General features: G+C 66.3%; 23 protein-coding genes, 1 pseudogene and 1 riboswitch. Of the genes and pseudogenes, 16 read left to right on the top strand and 8 right to left on the bottom strand.

Annotation, left to right across the window (positions count from 1 at the left end; all coding sequences use genetic code 11):
• Positions 1-408: 408 nt before the first annotated feature.
• From BJ970_RS29150 to BJ970_RS29135, 4 genes and pseudogenes are all read right to left on the bottom strand, one after another.
• Positions 409-600, bottom strand: a pseudogene (locus BJ970_RS29150) (DNA-3-methyladenine glycosylase I); the annotation flags it as partial.
• Between the two features lie 14 nt (positions 601-614).
• Positions 615-1343 carry a 2OG-Fe(II) oxygenase gene (locus BJ970_RS29145; RefSeq protein WP_184730177.1) on the bottom strand — a complete coding sequence of 243 codons (729 nt, stop codon included), beginning with the start codon at positions 1341-1343 and terminating at the stop codon, positions 615-617.
• Entirely contained in the window at positions 1340-1957 is a 618-nt protein-coding gene (locus BJ970_RS29140) for a methylated-DNA--[protein]-cysteine S-methyltransferase (protein ID WP_184732401.1), read from the bottom strand. Before BJ970_RS29140 ends, BJ970_RS29145 begins: the two co-directional genes overlap by 4 nt.
• Positions 1957-2451: an RNA polymerase sigma factor gene (locus BJ970_RS29135; protein ID WP_184730175.1), complete on the bottom strand. Its 495-nt coding sequence runs from the start codon at positions 2449-2451 to the stop codon at positions 1957-1959. Before BJ970_RS29135 ends, BJ970_RS29140 begins: the two co-directional genes overlap by 1 nt.
• Positions 2452-2760: 309 nt before the next feature.
• Positions 2761-3017: riboswitch (cobalamin riboswitch) on the top strand.
• A gap of 132 nt (positions 3018-3149) precedes the next feature.
• Between BJ970_RS29135 and metE the strand changes: the two genes are divergently transcribed.
• The 12 genes from metE (at position 3150) to BJ970_RS29075 (ending at position 18455) form a co-directional block, all read left to right on the top strand.
• Positions 3150-5438: a 5-methyltetrahydropteroyltriglutamate--homocysteine S-methyltransferase gene (metE, locus tag BJ970_RS29130; RefSeq protein ID WP_184730173.1), complete on the top strand. Its 2289-nt coding sequence runs from the start codon at positions 3150-3152 to the stop codon at positions 5436-5438.
• 13 nt (positions 5439-5451) lie between these two features.
• Positions 5452-5676, top strand: a complete 225-nt coding sequence (locus BJ970_RS29125) for a hypothetical protein (protein WP_184730171.1) — start codon at positions 5452-5454, stop codon at positions 5674-5676.
• An 871-nt stretch (positions 5677-6547) separates the two neighbouring features.
• Positions 6548-7786, top strand: coding sequence for a cytochrome P450 family protein (locus BJ970_RS29120; protein ID WP_184730169.1), 1239 nt, complete (start codon positions 6548-6550; stop codon positions 7784-7786).
• Between the two features lie 35 nt (positions 7787-7821).
• Positions 7822-9279 carry a M28 family peptidase gene (locus BJ970_RS29115; RefSeq protein WP_184730167.1) on the top strand — a complete coding sequence of 486 codons (1458 nt, stop codon included), beginning with the start codon at positions 7822-7824 and terminating at the stop codon, positions 9277-9279.
• Positions 9276-9821, top strand: a complete 546-nt coding sequence (locus tag BJ970_RS29110) for an NUDIX domain-containing protein (protein WP_184730165.1) — start codon at positions 9276-9278, stop codon at positions 9819-9821. The genes BJ970_RS29115 and BJ970_RS29110 overlap by 4 nt, the downstream gene beginning before the upstream one ends.
• A 44-nt stretch (positions 9822-9865) precedes the next feature.
• The gene (locus BJ970_RS29105; RefSeq protein ID WP_184730163.1) at positions 9866-10867 is read left to right on the top strand and encodes a Gfo/Idh/MocA family protein; all 1002 of its coding nucleotides are present in this window, start codon (positions 9866-9868) and stop codon (positions 10865-10867) included.
• A 272-nt stretch (positions 10868-11139) separates the two neighbouring features.
• Positions 11140-13116 carry a hypothetical protein gene (locus BJ970_RS29100; RefSeq protein ID WP_184730161.1) on the top strand — a complete coding sequence of 659 codons (1977 nt, stop codon included), beginning with the start codon at positions 11140-11142 and terminating at the stop codon, positions 13114-13116.
• 55 nt (positions 13117-13171) lie between these two features.
• A complete protein-coding gene (locus tag BJ970_RS29095; protein WP_184730159.1) occupies positions 13172-14458 on the top strand; it encodes a DegT/DnrJ/EryC1/StrS aminotransferase family protein in 1287 nt (428 codons plus the stop codon).
• A 68-nt stretch (positions 14459-14526) separates the two neighbouring features.
• Entirely contained in the window at positions 14527-15216 is a 690-nt protein-coding gene (locus BJ970_RS29090; RefSeq protein WP_184730156.1) for a methyltransferase, read from the top strand.
• 46 nt (positions 15217-15262) lie between these two features.
• Positions 15263-15877 (top strand): GNAT family N-acetyltransferase, encoded by a 615-nt coding sequence (locus BJ970_RS29085; RefSeq protein ID WP_184730154.1) that lies wholly within the window; start codon positions 15263-15265, stop codon positions 15875-15877.
• A 19-nt stretch (positions 15878-15896) separates the two neighbouring features.
• Entirely contained in the window at positions 15897-16955 is a 1059-nt protein-coding gene (locus tag BJ970_RS29080) for a methyltransferase (protein WP_184730152.1), read from the top strand.
• Positions 16956-17066: 111 nt separating this feature from the next.
• Positions 17067-18455: an MFS transporter gene (locus BJ970_RS29075; protein WP_184730150.1), complete on the top strand. Its 1389-nt coding sequence runs from the start codon at positions 17067-17069 to the stop codon at positions 18453-18455.
• A gap of 22 nt (positions 18456-18477) precedes the next feature.
• Here the strand turns inward: BJ970_RS29075 and BJ970_RS29070 are convergent, their stop codons facing one another.
• Genes BJ970_RS29070 through BJ970_RS29060 form a run of 3 tightly spaced genes read right to left on the bottom strand, consistent with a single transcriptional unit; the run spans position 18478 to position 22036 of the window.
• Positions 18478-20298, bottom strand: coding sequence for a choline/carnitine O-acyltransferase (locus tag BJ970_RS29070; protein ID WP_184732399.1), 1821 nt, complete (start codon positions 20296-20298; stop codon positions 18478-18480).
• Positions 20299-20300: 2 nt separating this feature from the next.
• On the bottom strand, positions 20301-21125 hold the full coding sequence (locus BJ970_RS29065; RefSeq protein ID WP_184730148.1) for a class I SAM-dependent methyltransferase: 825 nt from the start codon (positions 21123-21125) through the stop codon (positions 20301-20303).
• Between the two features lie 41 nt (positions 21126-21166).
• The gene (locus BJ970_RS29060; protein WP_184730146.1) at positions 21167-22036 is read right to left on the bottom strand and encodes a HalD/BesD family halogenase; all 870 of its coding nucleotides are present in this window, start codon (positions 22034-22036) and stop codon (positions 21167-21169) included.
• 219 nt (positions 22037-22255) lie between these two features.
• Here BJ970_RS29060 and BJ970_RS29055 point away from each other — a divergent pair, with 219 nt between their 5' ends.
• The 4 genes from BJ970_RS29055 to BJ970_RS29040 all read left to right on the top strand — a co-directional run bounded on the left by BJ970_RS29055 (position 22256) and on the right by BJ970_RS29040 (position 24942).
• Positions 22256-23413, top strand: a complete 1158-nt coding sequence (locus BJ970_RS29055) for a glycoside hydrolase family 18 protein (RefSeq protein WP_184730144.1) — start codon at positions 22256-22258, stop codon at positions 23411-23413.
• 85 nt (positions 23414-23498) lie between these two features.
• Positions 23499-23693: a hypothetical protein gene (locus tag BJ970_RS29050; RefSeq protein ID WP_184730142.1), complete on the top strand. Its 195-nt coding sequence runs from the start codon at positions 23499-23501 to the stop codon at positions 23691-23693.
• Positions 23694-24086: 393 nt separating this feature from the next.
• Positions 24087-24419: a hypothetical protein gene (locus tag BJ970_RS29045; RefSeq protein WP_312864523.1), complete on the top strand. Its 333-nt coding sequence runs from the start codon at positions 24087-24089 to the stop codon at positions 24417-24419.
• A 70-nt stretch (positions 24420-24489) separates the two neighbouring features.
• Entirely contained in the window at positions 24490-24942 is a 453-nt protein-coding gene (locus BJ970_RS29040; RefSeq protein WP_184730140.1) for a phosphatase domain-containing protein, read from the top strand.
• A gap of 38 nt (positions 24943-24980) precedes the next feature.
• On the opposite strand, the gene BJ970_RS29035 is transcribed toward BJ970_RS29040, so the two are convergent.
• The gene (locus tag BJ970_RS29035; RefSeq protein ID WP_184730138.1) at positions 24981-25250 is read right to left on the bottom strand and encodes a hypothetical protein; all 270 of its coding nucleotides are present in this window, start codon (positions 25248-25250) and stop codon (positions 24981-24983) included.
• Positions 25251-25717 lie beyond the last annotated feature (467 nt).

The raw sequence follows: 25717 nt of genomic DNA, 5'->3' as shown, positions 1-25717 counted from the left end.
TCCCAATCCGTATTGTCTCGTAATCGGTGGCCGCAGGCCGCGCGGTCGGTCTCGGCACGCGATCGAGCGAACGCCTCGGCCGACGGGCGGGGCGATCCCGACGACGTCCGGGCCGAAGTCCTGCATGATCAGCGGTCGCGCTCCAGCCAGGACTCGTAGCCGACCACCGTCCCGGTCGTCGCGGTCCACCACCGGCCCGAGAGTCGTCCGAGACGGCCGCGCCTCCTAAAACAAGATCAAGTTTCGGAGCACCGCGGAATTGTCCCGACGGGAGCGGGCCGACAACCCAGCTGGGCGGCCTGATCAACACCCGTCGCCGCGGTCACCGCACGCCGGTGGCCGCGCCCGACCGGACGCCGGTGCGCCTGGAGTCGGCGCGATTTCGCGCTGAATCGGCCGTCACCCAGGTCAGGGGTGCCGCCAGATGCCGGAGGTGCCGCGGCGGTGGCTGTCGACGAGGTGCGTATCGACCATGCCGATGGCCTCCATCAGCGCGAACATCGTCGTCGGTCCGACGAACGCGAATCCCTTGGCGCGTAGCGCCTTTGACAGCGCAACGGATTCCGGCGAGGTGGTGGGGATCTCGGCGATCGTCCGCGGGTGCGTGTAACTCATCAGGCGGCGTCGTGGAAGACCAGGCCCAACGTGTGGCGGCATCCGGAGCGGACCGCGGAGACCCCGTGCCGCACGGGGCAGGCAGACCAACCGCGAGCCGAGCGCACCGGCCGGTCGCGGGTGGTGAACACCAGTCCGTGGCCCTGCGGGATCAGCGTTGCGGTCCCCCGCGATTGGGCCCGCGGGCGCTGCTCCACCAACAGGAACTCGCCTCCGGTGTGGTCGGTCCCCGGTGCGTTGAGGTTGATCACGACCTGCAGCGGGAACACCTTGTCGCCGTAGAGATCGCGGTGCAGCGCGTTCCAGCCGCCCTGCTCGTAGCGCAGCAGGATAGGGGTCGGGCGGGTCTGCCCGGCCCGATGGCAGATGTCCAGCCACTCGTCAAGGGTGTCCGGCCATTCCGCTTCCCGGCCGAGCTTGTCGTACCAGTCCTGGGCGATCGGCAGCAGCCGCGGGTACAGGGCCTGTCGCAGCTTCTCCACCGGCTCGGGGAAGGGCGCGGCGAAGTAGTGGTAGTCGCCGTTGTCTCCGAAGCGGTGGCGGCGCAGATTGATCGTCGCGCGGAAGTGCTCGGGCTCGTTCCACAGGGCCGCGATCCGTTCGCACTCGTCGGCGGTCAGCAACTGCGGCAGCAGTGCGCACCCGTAGTCGTTGACCTCGGCGGCAACCGTCTGCCAGTCCGCGCCGGAGACCCGCTTCGCGTACCGGTCCGCCTTCGGCGTGCTCATGATGCCTCCAGGTTCAACAGGGTCGTCTTGGCCTCCAGCCCGCCGACGTATCCGCCCGCCGTTCCGTCCGAACGCACGACGCGGTGGCATGGCACCACCACCGGCAGCGGGTTGGTCGCGCACGCGGAACCCACTGCGCGCACCGCTCGGGGGCTGCCCGCAGCCGCCGCGACATCGGCATAGCTGGCCGTGTTGCCGTAGGCGATGTCGGGCAGGTGGGACAGCACGTTCAGCCGGAACCCGCGGGAGAGGCGCCAGTCCAGCGGCAGGTCGAAGGCGCGCCGCCGCTTGGTGAAGTACTGCTCGATCTGGCGGGCGACCTCGTCCAGTCGGTCGGTTGCCCGCAGGATGCGGGGGCTGATCAACTTGGCCAGCGACTCCAGGACCCGGTCATGCCCCTGCCTGGTGTACGCGACCCGCACCAGGCCGAGCTCGGTCGCGGCCAGCAGCAGCTCGCCCACCGGGGTGTCGATCGTGCGGTAGGAGACGTCCAGCAGCCCCTCCCGCCGGGCCGCGTGCACCAGCTCGAAGTGCAGTCGCTTGCTGACGTCGAAGTCGATCGCCGGGAGCGCATCGAACAGGTGCCTGTCGTCGGATTCGTGGATCGCCATCATCACGCTTCCCCTCCTACGCTCGTGGCGCGTCGATACGTCGCGCGCAGGGTTTTGATGCCGTCGGCCGCGGCGCGGCGGGCCGCATCCGTACTGCCGCCGATGATCTCGGCGATTTCGGCGTAGGGCAGCCCCGCCAGGTAGTGGTAGGCCACGGCCATGCGTTGTTTGGTCGGCAGCGCGCTCAACGCTGCCCACAGGTCGCCGTCCCAGTCCTCCGGACGGCCGGCGGTGCTGGGCCGCTCGGGCAGGCGCGCCACGACCACGGGTCGACGCGCCGTTGCCCGGGTGACGTCGACCGCCTTGCGGTGCGCGATCGTGACCAGCCACGCCTCCACGTTGGCGTCCTCGGCGAGCTCCGGGTAGGCGCGCAGCGCGGCCAGGAAGGTCTCCGACCAGGCGTCTTCGGCGTCGGCTGGTCCGAGCACGGCTCGGCACACTCGCAGCACCATCGGGCCGTACTCGTCGACGATCTGCTCGAACGGTCTCACTTTCACTCCCCGTAGACGGCCGGGCCCCGCGGAACGTGAGATGCGGATCCAGCACCGTTGACGTGATCGTCACCCGACCTGGTTCGTTCCGCTGGCCGCACACGCCCGACCCCGCCGCCAGCGGTTCCGCTGCGTTCAAGGTCCGTGCAGCGGGGAACGGAGTGCCAGCCCGGTCACGTCCGCACGACACTGAGTGACGAGCCTCTCATCCGTGGTGCGGGCACGGGTGGGAAAGGGGTGTTCAGCGCGGAAGTCACCGGATGCGCGGACACCGTCCAGGTGCGTCGGCCTCTTGCCAACGGCCTTGCAGTCGGTAGCCTCCGTTGTGCTGGTGGTTCGTCCGCCCCAAGCGCGACTGAAGTCGCATCCGCGGGTGGGCGAGGCAAGAGGGAACCCGGTGCGAGTCCGGGACTGCCCCGCAGCGGTGAGTGGGAACGACCGCCGTCCCCGGTCTGAGCAGACCGGGCGCAGCACTGGGCACGCGTGCCTGGGAAGCGACGGCCAGTAGGAACCCCGGCAACGGCCGGGACCTGCCCGCGAGTCCGAAGACCTGCCACCGGTGCGCGCACCGAGTGGTGCGCGCGGTCCGAGGTCTCGCGGGAGGGCCTGGCGGACGACCGGCCCGTGTCGCGCGGCGCCTGCCGGTTCGCCTGCTCTTTCCCTGACCTCGGGGCATTTGTCGTCGAGCTCGCGAGGAGAGGGCCTTGACCAGCAAGATCGGATCGACCGTACTCGGCTACCCCCGGATCGGCCCCAACCGGGAATTGAAGCGCGCATTGGAGAGCTACTGGTCGTCCCGCACCGGCGAAGCGGAACTGCGCGCGGTCGCGCGCGAACTGCGGCTCGATTCTTGGCGCGCGCTACGGGATGCGGGCCTGGACTCGGTACCGGGCAACACTTTTTCGTTCTACGACCAGGTGCTGGACACCGCGGTCACCTTCGGTGCGGTCCCGCCGCGCTACGCCGAGCTCGGGTTGGGCCCGTTGGACACCTACTTCGCCATGGCGCGCGGCGTCGAGTCGATGCCGCCGCTGGAGATGACCAAGTGGTTCGACACCAACTACCACTACCTGGTGCCCGAGATCGGTCCGGACACGCGCTTCTCGCTGGCCGACCGGACCCCGGTGGAGCAGTACCGGGAGGCCGCCGAAGCGGGCGTGACCACCCGCCCGGTGCTGGTGGGCCCGCTGACCTTCCTGCTGCTGTCCAAGCCCGCCGCCGGAGCTCCGGAGGCGTTCCGGCCGTTGGACAAGCTGGCTGGGCTCCTCGACGCTTACGCCGAGCTGCTGGGCGAGCTGTACCGAGCCGGCGTGGAGTGGGTGCAACTGGACGAACCCGCGTTCGCCGCCGACCGCTCGCAGCCGGAGCTGGATGCGCTGCGCGAGGCCTACCAGCGGCTCGGTGCTCTGGGCGAGCGTCCGAACCTGTTGGTCGCGGGCTATTTCGGCGATCTCGGTGCGGCGTTGCAGGTGCTGGCCTCCAGCCCGGTCGAGGCCATCGGTGTCGATCTGGTCGCCGGGACGTCGACAGTGGACTCCTTGTCGTCGGTCCGCGGGTTGCAGGACAAGACCTTGGTAGCCGGGCTGGTCGACGGGCGCAATGTTTGGCGCACCGATCTCGACAAGGCGCTTGCGACCGCTGCGACGCTGCTCGGCTCGGCAAGCGAGGTTGCCGTTAGCACGTCGTGCTCCCTATTGCACGTGCCGTATGACGTCGAGGCAGAAGAGAATCTCGATCCGCAGGTCAAATCCTGGTTGGCCTTCGCCGAGCAGAAGGTCCGCGAAGTGGTCGTCCTCGGCCGGGCGTTGCAGGCAGGCCGCGACGCGGTGGCCGAGGAACTGGCCGCGGCCCGTGCGGCCGTCGCCGACCGCGCCCAAGCCGACCGGGTGCGCAACAATCGCGTGCGGGCTCGGCTGCAGGCAATGCGGCCGGAGTACACCACGCGCAGTGACTACGAGAACAGGCGCGCCGCCCAGCAGAAGTCCTTGCGCCTGCCGCCGTTGCCGACCACGACGATCGGATCGTTTCCGCAGACCACCGACGTCCGCAAGGCGCGGGCCGCGTTGCGCGCCGGCCGCATCGACCAGGCGACTTATCGGCAGCGGATGCGCGAGGAGATCGAGCGGGTGATCCACCTCCAGGAAGAACTCGGGCTCGATGTCCTGGTCCACGGCGAACCCGAACGCAACGACATGGTGCAGTACTTCGCCGAATACCTGGACGGCTTCGCCAGCACCGACAACGGCTGGGTGCAGTCCTACGGGTCGCGGTGCGTGCGGCCGCCGATCCTGTTCGGCGATGTCTCCCGCCCGAAGCCGATCACGATCGAATGGGCGAGTTATGCGCAGCGACTGACCGAGAAGCCGGTCAAGGGCATGCTCACCGGTCCGGTGACGATCCTGGCGTGGTCGTTCGTCCGGGACGACCAGCCGCTGGCCGACACCGCGAAGCAGGTCGCGCTGGCCATCCGGGACGAGGTGAACGATCTGGAGGCGGCCGGTATCCGGGTCATCCAGGTCGACGAACCGGCGCTGCGCGAGTTGCTGCCGTTGCGCGCGGCGCAGCACGAGGCGTACCTGGACTGGGCGGTGACCTCGTTCCGGCTGGCCACCTGCGGCGTCGCCGAATCCACCCAGGTCCACACCCACCTGTGCTATTCCGAGTTCGGCGACGTGATCAACGCGATCGTGGCGCTGGACGCCGATGTCACCAGCATCGAGGCCGCCCGCTCGCGCATGGAGGTGCTGGACGACCTGAACTCGGTCGGTTTCGGTCGCGGCGTGGGACCCGGCGTGTACGACATCCACTCGCCGCGGGTGCCGGAGGTGGCCGAGGTCGCGGACCTGCTGCGGGCCGCGCTGGCGGCCGTTCCGGCGGATCGGCTGTGGGTCAACCCGGACTGCGGGCTGAAGACGCGCGGCTATGTCGAGGTCGAGGCGGCCCTGAAGAACATGGTGGGGGCGACGGCTGAGGTGCGACCTTCGCTGCGCTGACCACGGTTTGTGGGTGGTGGTGGTCGTTCCAGCGGCCATCACCACCCACGACACCAGTTTTCCGGTGATTGCCGTTTCGGCGGACGTGGTGCAGATAGACGGCGGCGAGATCGCGCTGTATTTCGAAGTCGGCGCCGCGAGTCGTCCGGTCCCGAGAGTCCACATCGGACTCTCGGGCCTGGCGTCGTGGCGAGTCAGTGCGAAACCGGTGAACTCGCCAAGACGGACGAACATCTGAGAGTCACCGTGAAGCGCGTGGACCGCCTCCGACAAGCGGCGATAGGCAGACCGTCGTCCTGGTGCGAGATCACTTGTAGCTCAGTTGTTCGTGCCAGCCCCCGGGGCGGCCTGCCGGGGTCAGGTCGTGCATGTTCCACAGTGGTTTGACGGTGCCGTTGTGGCGGGGCCTTGTCCCGGGTCGCTCGGTGCGTAGAGCATTTCCGAGCCTCAGAACTGGCGAATTTTTCATGGATGAACTGCGGTTGTAGCGAACCGTCAAGTCGACAGGATTCCATTATAGTGCAAATCAGTTCAGCGACGATGAATCCTCCCAATTTCAGCCCGTTTTCGTGCTACGGTGTGACACCTAGCGCGGGGATGCCCGCTGTGGGCGGCCCATTGCAGGTCTGAGCTGCCGATACGGACAGGCCAGCCCGCGCGCCGCGAACAGCAGGCGTGGCCGGACAAGATCAGGTCGGACTGCCGGCCAGCGCCGAACGGTTGGCCGCCCCGGGAAAAGTGGGAAAAGGCAACCAACTGCTCCGATCGAAGGTTTCTTGTTGCCGCATACTGGTTGTTGGGCTAGCCTCTAAAAGTAGTTGGGGTAAAACGTAAATAGGCGTCCGGGGCGGGGTCGGGAGATCACTGGGCCAGGAGATCACTGGGGGAGTGTCTTCACCGCTGGGGGAAAGTAGACGGGTTCACATTCGCTCGTCGATGGTTCGTACCCCCTTAGTGTCGTAGTTTTCTGCTAGGCGGTTATCGATGGCATCTCCAGCACGTCGTTTCGCAAGCATGCCATTGCCCGAAAGGGTGAAGACATCGTCTCAGGCAATACATGGCACTGTCGACACGAACCTTGGGCGGGGCCCACGACAGGGATCACTTTCATGATGGAGCCTTCGGATTTCTTTGGCTACGACTTTGTCGCCGATCCCTACCCTGGGTACGCATGGCTGCGGAAAAACAGCCCGGTGCACCAGATCCAACAGCCGGACGGTCTATGCATATGGCTACTGACGCGGTACGAGGATGTCCGGGCGGCGCTTGGTGATCCGCGCCTGTCCAAGGATCCCCGGAACGCGGCCGATCAGCTTCGAGGTGCACGGGTGACCGGTCTCGTGACACCCGATGGGCGAGTGGTTGTCAATAATCTTCTGAACAGTGATGCGGCTGACCATCGCCGCTTGAAGAACGTCATCGGCAAGGCTTTCCAGCCTCGGACGGTGGAGTTCTTTCGGCCGTGGATTCAACAGTTCACCGACGATCTGCTTGGCGATCTGCCTGGTCAGGACGCGGTGGATCTCATTGCGCGGCTCGCTCAGCCGCTGCCGGTACTGGTCATGTGCCGGATCATGGGTATGGCTCCGGCCGAGGCGCTGGCGGTGACGGCCTGGCGGGATGACGTGGCTTATCCCAGCTATATCGACGTGCTGCCGACGGCGCCGGATGCCGCTGGGGAGTTCTTCGCGTACTTCGTGGAGCTCTTGGAGCGCAAACGGGCCTGCCTGAAGAGCGGAGAATCCAAGAGGCCAGAGGAGCACGGGCTGGTCGACGAACTCGTCGCCGCACACCACCGGGGAACCATCAACGACGACGAGCTGATCGGGATGGTGACCGCGCTGTTCATCGCGGGGACGGAGTCTACGACAAACTTTATCGGCAACGCTGTGCTCGCCCTTCTGACCCATGATGAGCAGCGACATTTCCTACGCCACAACCCAGAGATGACCGCGCACGCGGTGGACGAGCTGATCCGTTATGACGGCCCAGCGGAAAAGGCTACCTTCCGGGTCGCTACCGAAGACGTCTGCTACTCGGGTACGACGATCCCGCGCGGCTCTATCGTCGGACTGGTGCTGAACTCCGCCAATCGGGACGAGGATGTCTTCCCAGCGGCTGACAGCCTCGATCTGAGCCGAGGGTCTCCCGCGCATGTGGGGTTCGGGCACGGCCCGCATTTTTGTCTGGGGGCTCCGCTGGCCCGACTGGAGACGCAGATCGTCTTCCGCAGCGTGGTGGATCGCTTCCCTGATATGCGGCTGGCGATACCCGTCGAGCAGTTGCGTTGGCGGATCTTTGGGCCGCACCACGGCCTGCATGCCCTTCCCGTTGTATTGGGGGCTTGATGTTGAAACATTTTCGACCGAGGAGATTTCCGCTCGTGGCGGCTGTCGTCCTGGTCGTCGTGGCCGCTCTGTCCGCATCTGTGGTGATGCTGTCCAACCGCGCGACCCCGGGCGATTCGGGGACAGGCTCGACCAGGATCGAATTGGGGCATGTGGGTGAACACGTCGCGGCGCTGCAGTCGTTTGCCGATCACAACGATGGCCATCGGGCCGCGGGATCTCGTGGATACGACCAATCAATCAGCTACTTCGAGACGCTGCTGGCCAAAGTTGGCTACCGAGTCACGCGTCAGCGGTTCGGCTTTCTCTACACCCAGGCGCTGGAATACGACCTCACGGTGGGAGGCGGGACCCACCATCGCATCAACGTGGTCGGCTATTCGCCCTCGACACCCGCAGGTGGCACCACCGCTGAACTGGCTCCCGTGACTGGAACCGAGGCCAAACGGCAGGGGTGCACGGCGGAGTCATACGCCGACGCGGTGGCACGAGGACGAATCGCACTCGTCCTCAACGGGGGCTGCACGCTGGATCAGAAGCAGGCGGTCGCCGCCGGTGCCGGCGCTACCGCAGTGATCGTCATCAACGATCGCCCCGGCGAGCTGTACGGATGGTTGTGGGAACCCGAGACCGCAGAGATCCCGATCGGCGGCGTGAGTCCGGAAACCGGCCAGGCGCTGCTGGGGGTGGCGGAGCGGCACCTCAAGGTCACCATGGTGCTGCGCTCATTGACCGAGCAGCGCTCCACCGAGAACTTGCTTGCCGAGAGCACGTCGGGAGACCCGGGCCGGACAGTCGTTTCCGGGGCGCATCTGGATTCCGTGCCCACCGGACCCGGCATCAACGACAACGGCATCGCCGCCGCCGTGTTGTTGGAGGCCGCGCTTCGACAGGCCACTGCACCCATCCCACCACGTAACCGGCTGGTGTTCGCGTTCTGGTCAGCCGAAGAGTTCGGCATGGTCGGAGCCAAACACTACGTTCAGGCCCTCTCACCGCAGGAGCGGGCGAATATCGGGCTCTACCTCAACCTGGAGATGATCGGCGGCCCGAACCGTGGCCTGTTCGTCCTGGACAGCAATACCCCATGCCGCAGCGCGGAAGGAGACCACGCACTGGCCCTCGCGCCTGGCCGGGGCGCCCCACCAGGTTCCGTGGCGATTCGCGATCGGTTTCTCGGTGCATTCCGGGCAACAGGAACCGAACCGGGCACATGGTGTCTGGACGGCCGATCCGACTACGCGCCCTTCGCCGAAGCCGGCATCCCGATGGGCGGGCTGTTCGGTGGCTCCTTCGAAGGCAAGACTGCCGAGGAGGCGGCCCGCTGGGGTGGTCTGGCGGGAGAGTCCTACGACCGCTGCTACCACCTGCCGTGCGACAACGCTGACAGCTACGACCCCGCGAAAGTCAGCGCTCACGCCGACGCGTTCCTGCGCGTCTTCGAGCACTATTCCAACGCCGAGCGGCCCACCGTTTCGGGGGGTGGGCGATGACCTCGCCTCTCGACCAGGGGCCTACCGGATCACTGCCAGCCGGCCCCCGCCTAGTCGTGGGCGCGCTGATCCGAGACGCACGCGACCGAGTGTTCATCCAGCGGCGTTCGGAGAACCGTACCCTCTTCCCCGGGTGCTGGGATGTAGTGGGCGGTTCCGTACACCCCGGCGAGAACGTCCTAGGCGCGCTGGATCGCGAGATCGAAGAGGAGACCGGATGGCGCCTGGGGCGGGTCCTGGCCCTGCTAGGGCGATCGACCTGGAACGGCAACGGCGAGGTCCATTGTGAACTCGACTTCCTGGTAGAGGTCGCGGGCGACTTGGACGCCCCACGGCTGGAACAGGACAAGCACACCGAGTTCTCGTGGATCGGACCCAGCGAAATCGGCTTGCTGGAAGAAAACGTGGCACGAACCGGCAGTGCCTTCATCGGAGAGATTGTCGCCAGGGCGCACGAATGGCTCGATCGCGTACCGGCGTCCCGACGGCGGGATATCACCGTCACTGATCCCGACGGGACCAGGGTTCTACCGGATCACTAGCGAAGAGAGACGGAGTAGCGAGCATACAGCCCTAGGGGGAAAAGGTGCGTCATCGCTCAGTTGTCGTTGGATTCGCGGGGAAACAGGGCCAAGAGTACTTGCCCATCCTGCATCGATATACAGACGTCGTCGGTGTGGTCGACATAGCGCCAGATGCTTCCCGGTTGGCCGGGCGGCTAGGACTGCCGTTTTTTGACAACCTCGAGGACGCGCTGGCGTGCCTCGACTTCGATGTGGCGTTGGTGACGGTTCCACATCAGACGCACTTCTCGGGTTGCAGGGCGTTACTGCAGCACGGTGTCCACATCCTCAAGGAGAAGCCGTTCGCCGTTACCGAGCAGGATGCGCGGGACCTCGTCAAGATGGCCGACGCCGCCGACCGGAGTGTCTACACGCTGGTTCAGCGGAACTTCAACCCGGCATTCGACTTCGCCAGCCGAAATCTCCACCGCACGGGAGAGCCGTACTGGTTTGCCTACGACTACCACATCAACCTTGCGAAGATGACCTCCGGCTGGCGCGCCGACAGCGACAAGGCCCTGGGCGGGGTCATGCTCGACATGGGGTATCACCTCGTTGACATCCTCGCCGGCCTGTTCGCCAGTCCGGTCTCGGTCCGCGCGGCCTTCTTGCACTGCTACGAGGAGATGCGGCGTCAAGGACTCGAAGATCTGGTCAGTGTCTACTTCTCCTATCCGTACCAGGGATTTGCGGGCACCCTTTGCGTCTCCCGGCACAACCACGAAAAGGTCGAGCGACTCACCGTTCTGGGCACCGACGGTTCCCTGGAGATCAGCCCAACGGAGGCGAGCCTGTATTCGCCGGGGGGCACCCGGGTTGCCGGGGTCACGGTGACGATCTCCAAGGAGGCCATGGTCGACAGGATGATCGCGCGGTACCTGCGCCATCTCGACGACCGCGAATACCGGGCCAAGCACTTCGCGCGCCAGCTCAGCACGGTTCAGGTCATCCAACGCGCCTACGAGAGCAATGAGGGCGGGCCCGATGCGCATCCCCGGCCGTCAGTGCTGGCCAACGCGTGCTGACCGCCCCGAGAGGGACCCGTGAGCGGAGGACTAGTGAAATGACCATCGGATTGACACGGACGCTGGAGGACTACCTCGCGTATGCGCTAGCGCACGACCGACTTGACGCTCGCGACCTGCCTGTCTTCGATCCAACAAATCGGCACCTGTGGCCCAGGCGGATTGCAAAAAAGCTCGGGTTGCCCGTGGTCGATGTTCAGCACCGCGAAAGAGACATCCCCCCTCCGCACGAGGCCCTGCGCGAGCGTAGCCAGCTCCGGCAGGAGCATCTGGTGGTCTGTGTGGCAAGGGACGGCTTCCACTACCCCGCGGCGGTTTTCGCGCTGGCTAAAAGGGCTTTTCTTGAACCCGCACGCACCACCGAACAAATCCTCGACTTGGTGCGCCGCCACCGCGGCGCACGCTACCTGACGATCGCCGGACCGTCTTCCGCGCTCGGCTTCGCCATCCTGGCCCGGCTTCACCGCGCGTTCCCACGGTTACGAGTCGGTGTATTAGCCGCTGAGTCCGTCGCCAAGCTCAGCGAACTCGTCTTCAAGACCCTGATCTACCCGTGCTTGCCCGCCGAAGCCGACACCCTGATCGCACCTCTGCTCAAAGGCGATTCGCCGCTGGTGGACGGTCGACTCACGAGCTACCCGCAAGGCGCCGTGGAGCCCGAGGCGTTGAGTAGCCGAAGCGATCTACAACGGGTCCTGAGCGTGATCACTCACGGCAGCGAAGATTACCTCCGGCTTACCCCCAGCGACCTGCTGTGTGGTCTGACCGACAACGCCGCAGAGCTCGCGGTAGCTCGGAAGGCCGCAGGCCCCCTGCCGGCCTGCATGCAGGGATACGAGTGTGTGTACCCCGAGTCCAGGAGGTTCGATCCGGCGCAGATCCCCGCTCAGGTGGTCTTCGCCAATGCTTGTCTGACCGTCAAGTTGGGCACCCAACTGCTGGGCACCCACAACCGGTTCACGGTCGCCCAGCGCTTCCTCGATGGCTGGGCCGGAAGCTACGTCGCCAGTCCGCTGCTCAAAGACGGAAGCCCCGCTGAGAATCTACTGTTCCACCGGTTGCTAGACGAGGGACTGAGCGTGGGGCAGGCTGTCGAGCTAGTCAACGAGAATCTGGCCCGATGGGGTATCGACGCTCCCGCGGTCTTCGTGATGGGGGATCCTGAAGCGGTTTATGCGTCCGGGCCGAGCACGCTAACGGACTCGGCGCGGCACGAGGAGATCAACGGACAGATGCTTGTGCACTTCGAGTCCGCCCTGCCCGCCTACGTCCGAATGCCGTTGAAAGACCCGGCCCTCATCCACGCATACCAAAGGGGTCGGCTGGAGGTCCGGCCGTCGCCGGGATTCGGTGGTCACCCGCCCTACTACAGCGCGGTGGGCGAGATCGACGGGGAACCGAACCTTTTCGTGTTGGGCTTCACCGAACGGCCCCTCCTCGGCCACCAGACGGCATGCACACTCGTGGTGGCCGAACGAGGCCTGGTCAGTGACGCCGAGCGAATTTCTGCCGCGATGGAACGCTACGACAATTTGTCCTGTTTGGACATCAAGTTGGAGCGCGCCCGGTCGGTTCTGGGGGAAATGGCCAACCAGCTTCCCGTCCTGGCTCGGCGAGCCAAAACCGCCGGGTCCGAACTGACCGGGTCCGATGACTTGCGCAAGTCAATCGACCGCATCCTCGCCCGGTGCGGCCACCTGGACCGGCTGTTGTTGGAAACGCTGCTGCGACTGACCGAGACCCGCGAGTACCACTTCGTCGAGGCCTATCGGCCCACCTACACCCTTGAGGAGGCCGCCGCTTGCCCGGCGGCCTGCGGCTACTGCGGGGAGGTCGTCTACCGCTATGTCAACCGCTCCCTGCTTCGCCCGCACCTGCGTAGGTACCTGATCAGTTGTCCGGTGTGCGGGGCGACCAGCGACACCGAGGACGAGTCAGTGCGGATCAGTGTCGCGGGCGACAACAGGCTGCTCCCGCAGAGCGACACCACCATGGTGATCACCATCGACAATGCCGGTGACGAAGACCTGAAGCTGCTCCTCGGTGCCCGGATCACCCGGGGCAAGCCGCACGGTTTCGAATTCCGTCTGGAGCCCGAGACGGTCCGGGTTCCCGCACGCGGCCACGTCGACGTGGACCTGGCGATCCGGACCGGCGAACCCCAGATCCGGCACACCATGCTGCTGCGCTTCTACGCGGTCGGGCTCGGCCGGATCTTCTTCGCCGGACGAGACCTGTGGATCCGCTGAGGCGTTCAGGCGTTTCCTCTGCCCGCAACAGATGGCCATAGCGAAAGGACTGCCGATGACCGACGTCCGCGACGAACTTGCCCTGCTGGGGGGTCCCACGGCGATTTCCAAGCCCCGGCCTCACGAGATCTGGCCGCCCGATGCGGACGAGCCCGAGCTGATCGAGCTGGCCGACCAGCGCAACGACGACATCTCCATCCGCGGCAGCAGCGGCCCAATCCGCGCACTGGAGAACGACTTTCTGCGTTTCCTGGAGCACCGCGTCCAGTGGGCGGTCACCTTCAACTCTGGTACCAGTGCGCTGTTGGCTGCCTACTTCGCGCTCGGGGTCCGCGAGGACACGGAGGTGGTGGGCCCCGCATTGACCTACCACGCCGCGCTCAGCCCGGTTTTCGCGCTTCATGGCGAGGTCGTTCTCGCCGACATCGATCTGCGGACCAGGTGTATAGACCCGGCCGGCCTGGAGCGGGCGATCACCCCACGCTCGAAGGTGATCACTGCCGTCCACCAGTGGGGTCATCCGTGCGACATGGACGCCATCCTGGACATCGCCTCCCGCCACGACCTGCGGGTACTGGAAGACTGTTCACACGCCCACGGGAGCCGGTACAAGGGGCGCCTCTGCGGCACCTTCGGCGACGCCGCGGTTTTCTCCCTCCAAGCCAACAAAGCGATCTACGCCGGGGAAGGCGGCATCCTGGTCACAAACGACTCGGAGGTTCACGACCGGGCGACCCTGCTGGGGCACTATCGCGACCGCTGCCGCGAGGACCTGATCGACGGTCGACTGCGCGACTACTGGGTAACCGGGTTCGGGCTCAAGCTGCGCATGTCGCCCTTTAACGCGATCGTGGCCCGCCACTCGCTGGCGGCCTTCCCCACCCGCAAGGAGAACCGCCACAAATGCTTGCAGTACCTGGGTGAGCGGCTGAGCGAGGTGACCTACATCGAACCCGCGTACGTGGCCGACGACGTCGACATGGGCGCGTGGTACGGCTACAAGCCGCTGTACCTGCCGGACTCCCTGGACGCAATCACACGAGAAGTCTTGATCAAGGCGCTGCGAGCCGAGGGCATGGAAATAGGCGCACCCTCCGGCCCCGACCTGGCGACGCTGCCGTTGTACTCCGAAGCAGAGAGCCCGCTCTTCCCCGGCCTCCCGAAGGTCGCCAACGTACCCGCGGCAGATTCCAACGCCGCTCGGGTCCAGCGCCAAGCGCTTTCGCTGCCGACCTTCAACAACTGGCCGGAGGACAAGTCGTTGATCGACGACTACATCGTGGCGTTCCAAAAAATCTATCAAAACCATTCAGCACTCGTCGATTACGCCCGGAGCGCGTAGGGCATAGCGGCCTGAACGATCGCCCCGAGTGATCTGTGGTTGGGTCGGCACAACATCAAGGAGAAACCATGGCCATTCGCGAAGAACCGGAAGCCGCCGAGCAGGTTCTCACCCGAACGATGGACGAACCGGATTACCCCGACTCCTTCTTCCTGCTGGGACGGGAATGGGACCTGCACCGAGACGTGTTCCCGGGAACCATCACCGCCGCAACCGAGGTGATGGCGTCAATCCTGCCCTACCCACCGGGCGGCTCCTTCCTGGAGGTCGGCTCAGGAACCGGTGTCATCTCGGTGACCGCCGCGCTGTCCGGCTGCGCCCACGTCACGGCGGTGGACATCAACCCCCGGGCCGTCGCCAACACCGCGGCCAATGCACGGCGCCACGGGGTGGAGGACATCGTGCGCGCTTTGCACAGCGACCTATTCCAGGCACTTCAGCCGGCTGATCGCTACGACGCCATCTTCTGGAATGTCCCGTGGACCTATGTGGCAGAGGACTTCCCGATGTCCTCCGAACTCCACGGCGCCGTATTCGATCCCGGTTACAAGGGCCAGGAAGCCTACATCTCCGGCGCCCGATGCCACCTGGCCGAGGGCGGGCGGTTGCTGATCGGCACCGCCGACCTAGGCGACCGGCAGCTGCTCGACCAGTTCGCAGCGAAAGCCGGGATGCGCGTCGAGTTGTTACGCCGGGTTCGCCGGATCGAGGTGCAGCGCGTCATGGAATACCATCTCTTGGACCTCCACGAAAAGTGACCATAGACAGTACTCAGCAACACCCCTACAACCAAGGGAGTCCATTATGGATAACGAGGAAGTATCCGTGCGCCTAGCGACCCGGTCAGATCTCCCCGACTCGGTACGCACGCTTGCCCGCGCGTTCCGCGACTACCCCTACACCCGGCACACCCTCTCCGCCGACGACCACGAACGGCGCGTGGGGGAGGCCCAACAGCTGCTGGTAGACCGGATCGGCCTGGAACACGGCCAAGTCTGGATCGTCAACGACGGCGACGCGGTCGCGGTCTGGACTACCCCAGAAAGCACCGGAGTCGGCGCCGCCTTCGCCGAACTCGCGCCACGAATGGCCACGCTTGCCGGAGAACGAGCCGAGGCCGCACTCCAGGCAGAGCAGACCCTGGGGCCACATCGGCCGACCGAGCCTGTCTGGTTCCTGGCCACCGTAGGCGTCGACCCAGAGTTGCAGGGGCGTGGGCTGGGCAGCGCGGTCCTCCGCCCCGGTTTGGACCAGGCCGACCAGGCTGGAGTGCCCGCTTACCTGGAGACTTCCGACAAGCGCAACCTTGCCATCTACCGGCGCCTCGGCTTCGAGGTCACCGCTGAAGTCGCCTTGCCGGAAGGCGGGCCACTGACCTGGAGCATGGTGCGACAGCCTCAGCGCGGAGCGCGCTCGTGAGTGTGCGGAGGTTGGGGATTTGACCGAGACGAATAGGAGCGGGACGCAGTCTTCCCGTGACTTCACCAGCCACCGGACACTACTGGAGTTGACCTGGAGCTACATCAACTCCGAGCTCGTGGAGGTGATGATCGAGCTACGGCTGGCCGACCTGTTGGGCTCGACACCGCTGAGCAGTGCCGAGGTAGCGGCCCAGACGGATACGCACCCGCCCTCCATGCGCCGGTTGCTCCGGGCATTGACCGCAGTGGGCCTGCTCGTCGAGGCCGAGCCCGACCGGTTCTTCCTGACCCCGGCGGGAAAGCGACTGCGGACCGACACCCCAGACTCGCTGTATGCCTTCGTTGCCCAGGGCGGCGGGATCTTCCGACAGGCGTGGACACAGCTGCGCCACAGCTTGCGAACCGGAAGTCCCGCATTCGACCGCGTCTTCGGCGTGGACCTTTTTCACTACCTGACCGCCAGACCCGAGCTGTCGACCCTGTTCAACGAAGCCATGAGCCAGGGCACCCGGAGCCTGACCGCCGAGTTGGCCACGGAGTACGAGTTCTCCCGGTACTCGACCGTTGTCGATGTTGGAGGTGGCAACGGAACCCTGCTGGCCGGGGTCTTGAGCGCTCACCCAGGCATACGGGGCGTCCTCTTCGACACCGCCGAGGGCGTCAAGAACGCGAGGACGATTCTTAAGCAAGCCAATGTGGCGGAACGGTGCGAAATCCGGACCGGTGACTTCTTCGCCTCGATACCTGACGGCGGCGACCTTTACTTACTGAAAAGCATCATCCACGACTGGGACGACCAGCGCAGTGTCACGATTTTGGCCAACTGCCGCAAGGTCATGGGCGCTACCTCCAGGCTGCTGATCCTGGAGGTAGCTCTCCCGCCGACCGCAGAGGATCCCGCCGACGCGCTGCGACTGGCCTACCTGAGCGATCTTCACATGCTGGTGAGTTTCGGCGGAGCGGAGCGATCCCTGTCGGACTTCGAGACCCTGCTCTCTTCGGCGGATTTGCGACTCACCCGGTTGATAAGACCGGAAACGCTATGCCCATTCACGCTCATTGAGGCCGCTCCCTAGTATAACCGACGCATCAGGAAGCGTCCGGTTTTCCGCAGCAGTTAGGAGTTTCCGTACATGGGGGAGACACCAGAACCACATCGGTGGCGCGCTCTTGCGGTGCTCGGGGTCATGCAGTTCATGGTGTTGGTCGACACCACGATCGTGAACGTCGCCCTTCCCTCGATCCAACGGGACCTTGTCGCCACCGCCAGCCAGCTCACCTGGGTCGTCAACGGCTACCTGCTCGCGGGCGGCGGATTGCTGCTCCTCGGCGGCCGGGTGGCTGACCTCGCAGGTCGTCGCCGCGTATTCCTAATCGGAACCGCACTGTTCGCTCTTGGCTCTCTGGTCAGCGGTGCCGCCGTGAGCATCGAGATGCTCATCGCAGGCCGCCTCATTCAAGGCGCCGGCGAGGCATTCGCCTCCCCTGCGGCGCTGTCTTTGGTCGCCCTGCTGTTCACGGAGCCGACCGAGCGGGCCAAGGCGTTCGCGATCTGGGGCGGTCTGGCCGGTGTCGGCGCCACGGCCGGTGTCGTCCTTTCCGGCATCCTGACCAGTCTTATCCACTGGCGGTGGATCTTCTTCATCAACCTGCCGCTGGCATTCGTGCCGCTGATTCTGGTGCCCCGCCTGGTCGGAATGGGCCGAAGGGCAAGCGCGAAGCCCGGCAGCTCGCTCGACCTGGTCGGCGCTGTCCTGATCACCGGGGGCCTGGGCTGCGTGGTTTACGGGCTGGTTGAGGCCGGCCATCAGCCTTCGGGATCTCTCGGACCGATTCTCGTTGGTGTGACCGCTATTGCCGGTTTCGTCCTGGTCGAGTCACGGATCGCCGCACCGCTGGTCCCCCTGCGCTTTTTTGCCAATCCAGTGCGCCTCATGGGCAACTTCTCCGCGGCGTTCCTGGTTTCCACCACCACGGCGATGTTCTTCCTTGCCACCCTCCACATGCAACAGGTCCTGGGATACTCCCCGGTGGCTGCGGGCTTGGCGTATCTGCCTCTTTGCCTGATGATCCTGCCGGGCCTGGCGGCCTCGGCCAGGCTCACCACTCGCGTTGGCCCCCTGGCTGCCGCCTCGGCCGGGCTTGCCTGCTGCTGCCTGGGGGCGCTTCTGTACAGTCGGCTGAGCGTCGGTGGATCCTACGTAGCGGACCTGCTCCCAGCCATGATTCTTGTCGGGCTCGGAATGGGAATCACCAACCCCGCCATGCAAAACGCAATGCTGCACGGTGTCTCCGAACGGGATGCCGGGCTCGGTTCCGGCGTCGGCTACACCGTCGGGCAACTCAGTGGCGCACTGGGTGTAGCGATCCTGGCCACCCTGGCCATACGACGACAACAGACAGACCTCGCCACCGGCGTCGATAGCCTCATCGCACAAGTCAACGGTTACAAGCTCGGGTTCACCGTAGCCGCAGTCGCACTGGCCGCCAGTGCGATCCTGGTCGCCGTACTGGCCCTCCTACACAAACAGCGGCGGCAATCGACAGCCGCACATCACCCAGCCAGACCACTGTGATAGAGCCGAGAGCAGCGTCGAGTCACCGTGGCAAGCCCTCGGTGGACTCGGCGGCGAGGAGTTCTTGGAGTTCGCGGACCGCTTGGGTGAGGTTCGCGGCGAAGCCGAACATCTCGTCGGCCACCGGCCGTGGCGTGCTCAGGTAGAGGTTGAAGTGGTCCGGCAGCAGCACGTAGGCGACGCCGATGCACTGGCTGCTGGTCGAGCCGAAACCGAAGTACCGGATGTTGGTCGACGGTGCCGAGCTGGTGCTCAGGTAGTCGTTGCGCATCGTGAGCCAGCCCGGCGTCTCGTACAGATCGAGCGGCTCGCTAGCGCCCAGTTCCGCGCCGCGCCGCCGCTGGATCAGCTGTAGCTCCAACAAGTGCTGCTCGGGCGCTTGCCCCACCTGGCACTCTTTCACGCGCGCCACGTGCTTTTCCGCGGCGGCGCGAAACGCCGCGCGGCGAGTCGCCGCGTCCGCCTCGGGGTCATCCATGGCGGCCACGAAGCGCAGCACCTCGGGCGTGACGACACGCATCGCTTCCGTGCGTCCGTTCTGGTACTGGCGGGTCGCGATGGACTCGTAGGTGGCGCCCGTCAGGCCCTTGGTGCTCTTGTGCGCTAGCTGGAACGCCATCTGCACGAAAGCGTCAGGTGACATGCCCAGCTGCTTGATCCGGTTCGCCCCGAAGTCCTCGAACCATAGGGTAGTGGTGGCCGTTTCGTCGACGTGCTCCGCGAACGACGTGGCCGCTGCCTGGACATCCGCGCGCAGGTCGGCGTCGAGCGCGAATTCGATCGCATCCACGGCGGATAATCCCCGCGACTCGTGCCCGGCCTCGGGCGCATGGTGCAGCAGCGTGTCGACGAAGTTGAGGATCGTGGTCCCGTCCAGGCAACAGTGCTCCACATTGATACCGGCCGTGCCGTCTCCGAAGACGACCAGGGACACGGCCTTGTCGAACCACCGGTTGCCGCTGTCGCCGTGCAGCAGCCGGTCGCAAGCATCCTTGGTGTCCTTGGGCGAGAAATCCTCCAGGCACAGGCAGAACAGCGCGGTCTCGATCGCGTCGAGCGCGTCCGCGTTGCCGGGGTCGCAGGCTAGTAGCGCCTGCCGACTGGCGGCCCACTCCGCTCGGGCCTTGGTGGTCAGGTGGCCGACGGCCGTGTCCGTCGGGGCCCGCACCGCACCGGCCTTCATGATCGCGCGCAGGCCGCCCGTGAGATCGGCATGCGGGTTCGGTTGCCCGTCCGGGCCGAGTACCTCCATGCGGAACACGTTGCCTCGGAAGAAAACGGCGATGTGGCGGGCCGGGGACGGTCCTGGCCATTCCGCGGAGTACGGCGCGCGGACCGTGTCCTGCACCGGGCCGGGTATGCGGGTGGTGGAGAACAGGAACTTCTGTTGCTCCATCGAGTGCGGCTGTCCATGTTGGACGATCGGCGGGATGCGTTCCTCGTCGAGCAGTCGTTTGTAGTCGACCGCTGCGGCGACGAGTCCGGCCGCCCGTTCCACCTGCTCCTGCGCCGCTTCCTTGAACAGGAAGAAAAAGTTCGCGTTGAGTGCGATCCGGTCGCGGCGGCCCAGGTATCGGTACGGCCAGAAAGCGTCGAGCCAGCTGCGCACGCCCTCCTCGGCGTCGTACTGCTCCAGCGCTGCTTGCAGGGCGCGGGCCGGGCTGTCCGGGCGCAGAAACCTGGACACCGCGGCCTCTGTGGTGGCCAGCTCGTCCGCACTCAGCAGCGGCGCGCACCACTCGACGAACCGTTCGCAGCTGCGCTCCAAGGTCGGCAACGGCACGCGGGGCAGCCGGTCCTCGTTGCCGAAGGTGCGGGTGGACCACGCTTGAGTGCTGTTCACTGTCACCCTCGAATTCCATAACTTGCTGGTCGGTTTCGCGGGCGGGAGATGTGCAGCCTGGCGTAAAGCCAGCCGTCGGCTTCCAGGCCCCTCGGATCCACTCCGACGGCCGACAGCGTGTCCAGCACCAACGACTGCTCCTGCGGGGAGACGAAGCGGCGCTGCTTGAATAGGCCGACGGTCGGCCCGGTCTCGTATCCTAACTCTGCCAGTCGCCGTGCTATCGGGCCGAACGGGAACATCCGCAGCACGTAATGCGCCATCCACGGCTTATTGCTTGCGTCCGCGATTCTTGTGAGGGTTTTTTCGCCGACATAGCCGATGCAGCCCGTCGAGATGACCAGATCCACCTTGGCGAGCTGTTCGCGTTGCTGCTCGGTGGGGGCATGTTCTTCCAGGTCGGCGTGCACCGCATCGTCGATGAACCCGGCCGCGAGCGCGTACGAGAGGGCCGGTTTCGAGTTGTCGAGGCCGACGAACCGGATCCTTTTCGGCTGCCTGCGCGAACTGATCCAATCCCGGTCTCTGGCCAGCAGCCCACTGCGGTCCGGTGCGTCAGCGCCGCAGTAGTGCGCGTAGAGCTCGTCGATCGTCGCGTCGCATCGCAGCAGGGCGGCATTGATGCCGTAGGAACAGCCGATGTCCAGGACGGTCGGCACGTCGATCCCGGTGGCGTGCCGGTATTCCTGGATCAGCTTCAGGAAATGCGGTTTGGCGAGCTGCGGGATGCGGTATTCGAGTTCGCGCAAAGTACCGAAGTACGGGCGCGGGTCGGGTTGCGTGTAGATCTGTTCGAGCGAGACTTTGCCGGTGGCATCGAATTGCATGGACGGTGCTCCTCTCGGCTCTCTCGATCGGTCGAATGTCCTTAGTCCAGCAGCTGGTCGCCCCGCACCTCTCGTCCTTCGGCGGCCAGGTGCTCGGGCAGTACTCGGCCGAAGATCTGCTTGGTCCGCGCCACACTGCCGATCACGCCGGGGCGCTCGCTGTAGGCGAATATCGCTGAATGGCGCGCCGCACGGCCCTGCACGGTGGTCACCCGGTGCAGCGAGAAGCGGCCCTTGAAAAGCTGGAGGTCGCCGGGTCGCAGCGTGCGCCGCCGGATCAGGTGCTCGCCGCGACCGTCCAGCACCGCCCGGACGTCGGCGAAGTTCTCCGCCTGCGCGGACCGGATGTTGGGGCAGTACTCGAAGATCCCGTCCGCCTCCGGTTGCTGGGTGAGCATGCTGACCGCGAACTCGTTGGTGTCGAAGTGCCACGGGTGATCCATGCCGGGGCGCACCACGTTGAGGCAGAGCCCGGCCAGCGGATCGGCCAGCTCGTGTATCTCGGGCAGCTCGACGCAGTCGGCGACGAAGCGCTGGAAGAGCGGGCTGGTGTAGAGCCGCTGAATGATGCAGCGCTGCGGGATGTTGTCGCGGGCCACGAACGCGTTGCCGCGCGTCATCGTGGTGCGAGCGGGATGGTCGTCGGGCAGCACGGCATTCGTGTCGGTGTTGTAGACGTTGACGAGTTCGACGTCGTAATGCGCCAGCGGCGCGATTTCGGCACCTTCCCTGCGCAGGTCGTCCCGCCGGGACGAGCGGATGAAGCCGGACAGCACGCTGCATCCGTCCTGCCGGAGGGCGTGCCGGGCCTGGCGGACCGCAGCCTGCCGTGCGGCGCTGTCCGGATCCGACAGCGGGTAGCGCGCCGTGTCGACAACCTGCTCCAAGGACCGAGCTCCCAGTTCGCTCATGAAAGTCCTCTCGGTGCGGAGTTCTCGGGGCGGATTGGACGCCGCCCTTGCGCCCGCCGGTTCTACGGCCGTGACCTCTCGGTTCCTCCTCCACGCGTCGATGAATGCCGGATTACTTGACGCTGGCCATATTCGCGTGCTGCGCCGTTCGCGGCAATGGCGGAGAATCTGTGGCGCGGCGGGCGAACGGACGGCAGCTTGGGAGCTCGATGATCGGTCATGGTGGATCGGAGGCGACGACGCACCGTCGGGTACTTCACGTCGTGGGGCGTCTACGGGTCCGCCGACCGCCCCCGCTACACGGCGCGGGATGCGCGCATTAGCGGCACGGCGGCGCGCCTGGACCACCTGGTGTACTGCTTCGCCAACATCTCGGCGGGCCTCCGGGTCGTGCTCGGCGACCCATGGGCCGATGCGGAGATGCCGTTTCCGGCGGTCGATTCGGTGGACGGCGTCGCCGATGATCCGGGCCAGCCCTTGCGGGGCAACCTGAACCAGCTGCGGAAGCTGAAGGTCGCGTACCCGAGGCTGCGGATATCGGTGGCCATCGGCGGCCCCCACTGGTCGGGTCGGTTCCCGCAGGCAGCCACGGCGAAATCGCGAGACGAATTCATATCCTCCGCGATCGACTTGTTCCTGCGCGGCAACGTGCCGGGGCTCCCGGTCGGGGCCGCCGCCGGTATCTTCGACGGGATCGACCTGGACTGGGAGTTTCCCCAGGCCGCCGACGAGGCGAACCTGGCCGCGCTGGTGGCGGAATTCCGCTGCCGGCTGGACCTGCTGACCGCCGAGTCCGGGCGGCGGTTCCTCCTGACCGCATGGGTGCCCGCCGCCGAGGAGCTGGCGGCGCACTGGGACCGCACGCAACTGGGCGACTTCGACTTCGTCGTGGTGCAGGGCTACGACCTGCACGGCCCGTGGGAATCCACGACCAACTTCGCTTCAGCGCTGTCCTCCGACGCGCCGAACCGGACCTGGTTCACGTGCGACCGGGCCGTGGCCGCCTGGCGAGCCAAGCGCGCCCGGACTCGAAACCTATTGCTGGGCATCCCGTTCTACTGTCACGGGTGGACCGAGGTCGAGCCGGGTCGCTCCGGCGACGGCCTGTGGCAACCGGGTGTCGGCATCGGCGACCCGCCCACGTACCGTGGGCTGCGGAGCGTGCCCGGCCAGATGCATCGCAGGAGCGGTATGGGTGCCTGGAAGTACGACCCGGCCGGAAAGCGGTTCTTCTCCGTCGACGACACCGCGGTGATGGCCGAGAAGGCGGCCTGGGTCGCCACGCGCGGCCTCGGCGGTGTGGCCGCCTGGGAGCTCGGCGGCGACACACCCGATGGGGAACTGCTCGCCGCGTTGCGAAGTGGCCTTTCGGTCTAGCTTCGCGCCGCGCGCCACCCGATCGTGCGGAACTCGTCGGTAGCCGCGAGGATCTGTGGAACCGAGGAGGAAGGACGGAACCGGCATGGATGACGAGATCCGCCGGCGCCTGGCGGAGGTGCATTCGTTGGCCGAGGAGTTGCATCCCGAGCAGATCGAGGCCGAGATCGGCCGCGCGCGGGTCGAGGCGTACCAGGCGGGCATGCGGTTCGCCGCCGAGTACATCGAGCACGGACCGCGGGGCGGCAAGCGCATGGAGATCCCGATGCCCCGGACCTAACTGATCCACAGTGGACCGTTCGGTCACGATCCGCGCCGGACCGCGGGTGCGCCACGTTCTCGATGTCCCGGGTGGATGGGGAGCTAGCCGCCACCGCCGATGAGCACGACAGGTTCTGCGAACGGGAACTGATCGGCTCTGTCCCGCGGCCGCTGATCGCGGGCTACGACGACCGTCAACCTGATCGGACACGGAGTGCTCGCCTGGTGGCCGCTGAGTACCAATTTGATCAAGGGTGTCATTCCCTTGGAGTCGATCGGCCCGACGCGGGCGACCCGGTCACGGAACCGAGATCAGCGCCGCAGGGGCGCGGGGGTGGGGCATCCCCCACCCCGCATCCGGTGGTCCGGCACCGGCGGTTCGGGGGGAGTGCTCCATCGAGGACTGTCAGGGGTGCGCGGGAGCATTGCGGCATCGAGAAAACGCCGGGAAGCCGAGGGGGCGACCGACATGAACCCGCACCAGCACAGCACCGACGCCCGCGACGCGCTCGGCGCCATCGACACCGTCGCGGCCGGTGACCCGGTCGCCGTGCTCGCCGACCTCGCCGCGATCGCAGAGTTGGTCGGCCGCGTTGCCGAAAGGGCTCAACAGGACCTTGCCAGCTGGGCGACCGTCGGGCCACACCTGGCGCAGGCCCGGGACCAGGCCGCGTCGCTGGCCCGCAGCTTGCATCACGCGCGCGGCACCCTCGCGTACAACATGTCGCTGCAGGCAGCGGCCTGAAGCCGAACCTGAGGCATTTTCGCAGAATCGGGGGACCGTGCCGAGCGCTGCTGGTGCATAGGGTGGCGGCGTGAACGACTCGTGGGGCCTAGGCGGAGCCGGGGTGCTTCAACTGCCATCAGGACGTCGCGTCAGGGGACGTGCTTTGCGCAAGCCGCTTCCTCCCGGAGAGATTCCGACCTTCGCCGTCTACCTGCTCGGCAAGACGCCACCGAAGGTCGAGTGGGAGAACCGTTGGCTGCGCTGGCCTGACTTCCGGCTGCCCGCCGACCGGAGGTGCGCACGCGAAGTCCTGTATGAGGCGTGGAAACGTGCCGCAACCGAGCGCGTGGAGGTCGCTTGCGGCGGAGGCCGTGGCAGGACGGGAACGGCCCTGGCCTGCCTGGCGGTTATCGACGGAGTGCCGCCGGCTGGGGCGGTTGCCTTCATCCGGCGGCACTACGACCGGCACGCAGTCGAGACTCCCTGGCAGAAGCGCTACGTCGCCCGCTTCACCGCACCAGCCGAAGAGGGCCGACCGTGATTCGCCCGGCCGCACGGTATGAAAGGGATTCGGCGCCTTCAGATCTGGTTGCGGGCTTCGGCGATCAGCTTCTCGCAGAGTTCCAGTCCGACCCGGCGGACGTCGGCGGGCAGTTCGCCGCGGCCGGCGGCGAGGGCGAGTTCGTCGAGGAAGCCAACCAGCACGTAGCGGTCGCCCGGCACGATCGGTGCTCGGCCGATCGCGCTTTCGGCCTGTTGTCGGCGCGCGTGGCGGCGGACCGCTTCGGCGGCCAGCGCGATGAGATCGTGGTCGGCGCGGCGTTGGTGGAGCTGTCGTTGCGTGACCACGGTCCTCAGCCCTGCCGACGGTCGACGCAGCGGTGGCGACCGCGCCGAACGCGTGCGTAGCGGGTGAGCCGGGCGGGACCGGACGTGCGGGTGCGGCGCAAGTAAAGTTGCGCACGCAATAATTCGAACATGCGTGCTAGTCTGGCAAAGTCCGTCCTTGATCGCATCTGGTCAGTGACGTGCCGTTTTGCCTTTGTCAAGCCGATCTTTGCGGACTGGGACGAGTTGCCCCTTGTGCTGCTCACCGCCGGGAAGTCCGGCACGGCGTGAGGGGGCGTCCGGCCCGGTCGTCCGGCTCATGGTCGGGCGACACTGCACGCAGGGGGCGGCCATGTCGGATCACGCGGCAAGGCGAAGCGGCGGCGCGGCGTTGCAAGCCGTGCTTGTCGCGTTCGTCGTGCTGACGGCCGGATGGCTCGTAGTGGGCGCGTTGGCCGCCGTCACGGAAGTACTGGACGGGCTTCCAC

Source organism: Saccharopolyspora phatthalungensis, from assembly GCF_014203395.1.
GTDB classification, from domain to species: domain Bacteria; phylum Actinomycetota; class Actinomycetes; order Mycobacteriales; family Pseudonocardiaceae; genus Saccharopolyspora; species Saccharopolyspora phatthalungensis.
The sequence above is the reverse complement of the archived record's forward strand: the minus strand, read 5'-3'. Positions and strand labels throughout refer to the sequence as shown.